Origin of the sequence: Silvanigrella sp. (assembly GCF_044369315.1) — a bacterium.
GTDB lineage: Bacteria > Bdellovibrionota_B > Oligoflexia > Silvanigrellales > Silvanigrellaceae > Silvanigrella.
Genome location: NZ_JBIPMD010000229.1, coordinates 1 through 5,048, shown reverse-complemented (window position 1 = coordinate 5,048; position 5,048 = coordinate 1). Strand labels below are relative to the sequence as shown.

At 32.9% G+C, this 5,048-nt stretch carries 6 protein-coding genes; 5 read left to right on the top strand and 1 reads right to left on the bottom strand.

All coding sequences use genetic code 11. The features are described from left to right. Positions 1-238: 238 nt before the first annotated feature. Complete coding sequence (locus tag ACIQ56_RS14230; protein ID WP_397601710.1) at positions 239-466, top strand: hypothetical protein; 228 nt, start codon at positions 239-241, stop codon at positions 464-466. A gap of 2 nt (positions 467-468) precedes the next feature. Here ACIQ56_RS14230 and ACIQ56_RS14225 read toward each other — a convergent pair whose 3' ends face one another. Further along, positions 469-858: a PilZ domain-containing protein gene (locus ACIQ56_RS14225; RefSeq protein ID WP_397601709.1), complete on the bottom strand. Its 390-nt coding sequence runs from the start codon at positions 856-858 to the stop codon at positions 469-471. A gap of 271 nt (positions 859-1,129) precedes the next feature. Here ACIQ56_RS14225 and ACIQ56_RS14220 point away from each other — a divergent pair, with 271 nt between their 5' ends. From ACIQ56_RS14220 to tsaD, 4 genes are all read left to right on the top strand, one after another. After that, positions 1,130-1,870, top strand: a complete 741-nt coding sequence (locus ACIQ56_RS14220) for a motility protein A (protein WP_153420604.1) — start codon at positions 1,130-1,132, stop codon at positions 1,868-1,870. Continuing rightward, positions 1,870-2,721: a flagellar motor protein MotB gene (locus ACIQ56_RS14215; protein WP_397601708.1), complete on the top strand. Its 852-nt coding sequence runs from the start codon at positions 1,870-1,872 to the stop codon at positions 2,719-2,721. Before ACIQ56_RS14220 ends, ACIQ56_RS14215 begins: the two co-directional genes overlap by 1 nt. Before the next feature lie 136 nt (positions 2,722-2,857). Then, the gene (locus ACIQ56_RS14210; RefSeq protein WP_397601707.1) at positions 2,858-3,766 is read left to right on the top strand and encodes a tol-pal system YbgF family protein; all 909 of its coding nucleotides are present in this window, start codon (positions 2,858-2,860) and stop codon (positions 3,764-3,766) included. A gap of 8 nt (positions 3,767-3,774) precedes the next feature. After that, complete coding sequence (gene tsaD / locus ACIQ56_RS14205; protein WP_397601706.1) at positions 3,775-4,872, top strand: tRNA (adenosine(37)-N6)-threonylcarbamoyltransferase complex transferase subunit TsaD; 1,098 nt, start codon at positions 3,775-3,777, stop codon at positions 4,870-4,872. Positions 4,873-5,048: the final 176 nt, after the last annotated feature.

Here is a 5,048-nt window from a genome sequence, read left to right as displayed (position 1 = left end):
TCTTTCAAAAGCAACTTGCTCTGACAATTTTAAAAGTCTATTTTCCATCTCCATTTAAATCTCCTCCTCAAAAGGAGATTTAATTCTGGATTTATGCTTTGTAAAAATCACTTATTGGGAGGACACGGCAAAAAAATATGTCATTGGATGTTATAAAGATGATGCCACATCCATATACTTACGAAGTTTAAATTTTAATGTTGAAGATACAAATAAAGATATTAATAATGAAAGAAAATTGCAGGCAGGAAGAATTGATCTATGGGCATCTGGAAAACAGCTTGGTAGTTGGCAATTTAAAAAATTTAAAATTAATAATATAGCTCCTGTTTTTACAATTAAAAATTCAGTTTTATATGCAGCATTTAACCTTGAAACAAGTGATGAAGTTATTAATAAATCAAACAAAATTAACAAAGAAATCCATGAAGACGGAACTTATTTAAAAATACAAAAAAATTATTAATTTTAGGATGCATTTTTGCTAGAAATCTTATTTACTATTTCAAGAATTCTTAAGCCTTTGTTTAAAACAGATATTTCTGGATCTTTTAAATTTTGAAATTGACAAGATATTGTTTTACCTAAATTTGTAGCTCGTTTTATTTCAGCTCTTAATTTTAATTTATCATCTTTATCAATTCCAAACATACGGACAGGCATTTCAAAAGTAACAAAACAGCCTACTTTATAGCCTCTTTTTATATTATCTACTTCTAAATTTAGACTAACTCCGCCTGCAGAGATATTATTAATAGTACCCATAATAGGCGTAGAGTCGTCATCAGAATGAATTTGGACTATTGCCTTGCTGATGAATCTTGGACTTCCTCTATTGTCTGCAGAAGAATCGGACATAAACGCTCCAAAATATGAACTTCCCCGTCACACTAATGAATCGGTCGATAAGGAATCATTTTAAAGTCAAATTTACTTTACTTAAATCAATTAAAGTCATTTTCATTTTTAACTGCTTTAGCTGCAATTTCTTCTTACAATGTCAATTTCCACGATTTAAATAATCTTTTTATCTATTTAAACTCATTAATAATATTATTTATTTTTAGAAAGGCTGCAGAAAGAAAAAACGGAATTTAAAAATTATATCAAAGAAAAAAGAGGTTTATAGATGGAACTTTCGAGTATTATAGGTCCAATACTTGGTATAATTGCCGTAGTAGGAACAGCCGCTTTAAAAGGTTTGCAAGTTGGAATGTTATGGGGCGGTTCTGCAGCCATGATCGTGGGTGTTGGGGCAATGGCAGCCGTTATGACAGCTTATCCTATGAAAGACGTTATTTTTTCTTTTAAATCATTAGGTCTGTTTTTAAATGGACCTAAAATGGACCCTGAAGGTGCGATATCCACAATTGAAAGATTAGCTCAATTAGCCAGAAAAGATGGAGTCCTTGCCTTAGAAAAAGAAATTGACAAATTAGATGATCATTTAATGAAAAAAGGGATTGAAATGGTGTCTATGAATACAGATGCCATAGTCATTGAAAACACCCTCTTTTCAGAAATTGATATGATGTATGAAGAAGAAGAAATCGCCGCCAAATTTTGGGAAGACATGGGTGCCTTTGCTCCTACAATTGGAATTCTTGGTGCCGTATTAGGCCTAATGGTGGTGATGCTTAACCTAGATAACCCTCCTGAAATTGGACCAGGGATTAAAACAGCATTTATTGCAACACTTTATGGAGTTGCTCTTGCCAATCTATTTGCACTACCAGCTGGAAAAAAAATAAAAAGAATGTGCCATCATAAGAAAGTATTTCGAGAAATGATTGCCGTTGGAATTGTTGGAATCGCTCAAGGAACGGCTCCAAAAGTACTTGTTGAACGTCTGCATGGAATGACTCACTAATGCCAAAAAAGAAAAAGTGCCCCGAATTTGAAAACCATGAACGATGGCTTGTCGCCTTTGCGGACATGATGACATTATTGTTTGCTTTGTTTGTGGTACTTTATGCTATTGCAATTGTAAATACATCTAAAGTAAAACAAGTAACTGAATCCATGCAAGTTGCCTTTGGAATAAAAGAAGAGGTCCCCAAGGAAGATGGGACAATTCCCAGAGGTCCAAACTCAATGGAAAGTATTTTTAAATATGTAAAAGGAAATACAAGTAGAGAACAGCTATTACAAAGAATTATAAGAGAAAGAGCAGCTATTATTGCAGCACAAGCAAAAGCAATTGAACAAAAATTATCAGAAAGACTGTATGGGGCTAAACAATTTCCTGATAGCGCTCAAAAACCTGCAGATAGAGTTATTTATGTAGCAAGAGATCCTGATGGAATAAGAATAACCTTATTATCTAGAGTTCTTTTTAACCCCGGTTCCTATGAACTCAAACCAGAAACAAAGACACTTTTAAAAGGTGTGGCCGACGTTCTAAAAGGAATTGGCAGATTAATTCGTGTTGAAGGACATACGGACAATATTCCATTTGAAAGAAATGGATTAACAAACTGGGAACTGAGCTGCTTAAGAGCAACTGCTGTAACTAAGTTTTTTATAGAAACTGGAAATTTTAAAAAGGGAGCCATTTATCCCGCAGGTTTTGGCGATACGAGACCAATTGCAGAGAATGACTCTCCAGAAGATAGAGCCTTAAATAGAAGAGTCGATCTTAAAATTTTATACGACAATCCCGACGACTATATTCCCCCCGATGAACAACTCAGCAATGGCGAAAAAACGGATAAAGAATAGAGTTTGAACAAATACAAAAGTAAGATATATAATTATCACTCGAGGACGGTGTATTTCAAAAAATACAATTCATCAATTATAACCCCATTCCTTGTCTTAAACGAACAAGCTGGCCTAAGCCTTTTTGGAGAATCCAATGAAAGACTATCTTATAAATCTTAATAGAACAAATTTAATTAATAAAAACAACAATTTAATAAAAAGTTCCCACTTTAAGATGGTAGTCGTTTTAGCCACTTCAAGCTTTTTATTTCAAGGTTGTTTAACTTCTTCAAGACAAGATCAACTGCAAAGCTCAATTACACAATTGCAAGGTCAAGTTTTTCAAATGCAAGAACAATTAAATAAACGGGACCAACAAATATCAAATACCACTCAAACAGCATTATCTTCTAAAAGTGATGTTGAAAGTTTGCAAACTCAATTACAATTAACTCAAGGTGTTGTTGATGAGTTAAAAACAAAAATCAAACGAATTGAAGAAAATGCGGGAAGCGGTTCTGGTACAGAATCTAATGAAATATCTCTCAATAGTTCTTCCGATAGTTTAACTCATATTCAAAGACAAATTGCCCGAATTGAACTCTCTGCAAACTCAAGAGTAGGAATAAATCGTAAAGGAAAACTTCCTGCTAAAATGCAAACTCAAGCGGAAATTAATAAAAGTTTAAAAGCTTCATTTGAACAAGGAAACATGAAACAAACAATTGATCAAAGCTCCTTAATTATAAATGCTGCAGAAGCAACAGACCCTATGATTCAGACAGCCCTTGAATATAGAGCAGAAGCAAAATTCAAAACTCAAGATTACAAAGGTGCTGCAATTGATTTTTCTAATTACGTAGACTTTTTCTCAAGTGGAACAAAATATGCCAGAGCTCTTCTGCTTGCAGGAGATAGCTATGTTTATTTAAAAAACAATACAATTGCAAAATCTTATTATCAAGAATGTGCGAAATCTTTTCCCAATATTCCTGAAGGAAAAGCCGCAGCAGGAAGACTTGCTAATCTTTCTAATTTAAATCAATCTTCCCAAGGCCAGTAAACATTATTATGCAATTAACAATTCTATCGATTGAAAGCTCTTGTGATGAAACTGCAGTTTCTATTATAAGAGCTTTAAAAGATAACCAAGGCAACATCACAAAAATCAATATTCTTGCTCATGAAGTTGAATCACAAAATGAAAGTCATGCTCCTTTTGGCGGTGTTGTTCCAGAAGTTGCTGCAAGAGATCACTTAGCAAAAATATATGATATTACAAATAATGCTTTAAGTAAGGCTGGAATAAATAACTCTGAGTTAAATGCTATTGCAGTTACCATGGGGCCTGGTTTAATTGGTGCATTAATGGTGGGAGTTCTTTTTGCTCGTGGCCTTGCTCTTTCACTGCAAATTCCTCTTATTTCTGTGAATCATGTCGATGCGCATTTAGCACCTGCTTTGCTTCTTAAAAAATTTATACCAAAAAATGATCTCAATATATGGCAGGAAACTCAACAAATTTCATTTCCTGCATTAGCGCTTACGGTAAGTGGCGGTCATTGCCATTTAAGTTTGCTTAAATCTATTCAAGAAAAAATAATTTTAGGAAAGAGTTTAGACGACGCCTGTGGAGAAGCATTTGATAAAGTAGCAAAACTTCTTGGATTAAATTATCCTGGAGGACCATTTATTGAAGTATTAGCAAAACAAGCCGAATTAAATGGAAATACAAATGAATTTTCTTTTCCAAGCAAACCCTCAAACAAAGAAAATAGATATCACTTTTCTTATAGTGGTTTAAAGACCGCTGTTATGGAAGTTATTCGTAAAGAAACTGGAATTAAAAAAGGTAAAATTACAGGTAAAGATCTTCCCATTGAAAAAAAACAATCAATTGCTTTTGCATTTCAGCAAGCAGCTCTTAAACAACTCTTTGATAGAGTTGAAAATGCTTTAAAAGACAACCCAGAAATTCAGACTATATTAATTGCTGGAGGCGTTGCACAAAATTTAAAATTTAGAGAAATTTTTTCTAATATAAATAAACAAGTCATTTTTGCTCCACCTTCACTTTGTTCAGATAATGCAACAATGATTGGATTACAAGCATTATTAAATTCAAATCAAAATGGATTTATTGATCATCCTTACGCTAAATATTTTTAATTTTTACTATTTTATATAAATCAATAATAATATAAAAATAAATTTGCACATGTGTCCTCCCAATAAGTGCATTTTACAAACACAATGAATGGAATTAAATTTTTTATAGAGAGTGGTTTTTGATTTTGTTGATAGTATCAAGATAATTCCAAGGTAACCAATCTTTTGGGTTTTGC

What these genes read in the sequence shown, in the direction of transcription:
- ACIQ56_RS14225 (WP_397601709.1), bottom strand. Translation starts at nt 858, where the DNA reads ATGTCCGATTCTTCTGCAGACAATAGAGGAAGTCCAAGATTCATCAGC.
- ACIQ56_RS14220 (WP_153420604.1), top strand. Translation starts at nt 1,130, where the DNA reads ATGGAACTTTCGAGTATTATAGGTCCAATACTTGGTATAATTGCCGTA.
- ACIQ56_RS14215 (WP_397601708.1), top strand. Translation starts at nt 1,870, where the DNA reads ATGCCAAAAAAGAAAAAGTGCCCCGAATTTGAAAACCATGAACGATGG.
- ACIQ56_RS14210 (WP_397601707.1), top strand. Translation starts at nt 2,858, where the DNA reads ATGAAAGACTATCTTATAAATCTTAATAGAACAAATTTAATTAATAAA.
- tsaD (WP_397601706.1), top strand. Translation starts at nt 3,775, where the DNA reads ATGCAATTAACAATTCTATCGATTGAAAGCTCTTGTGATGAAACTGCA.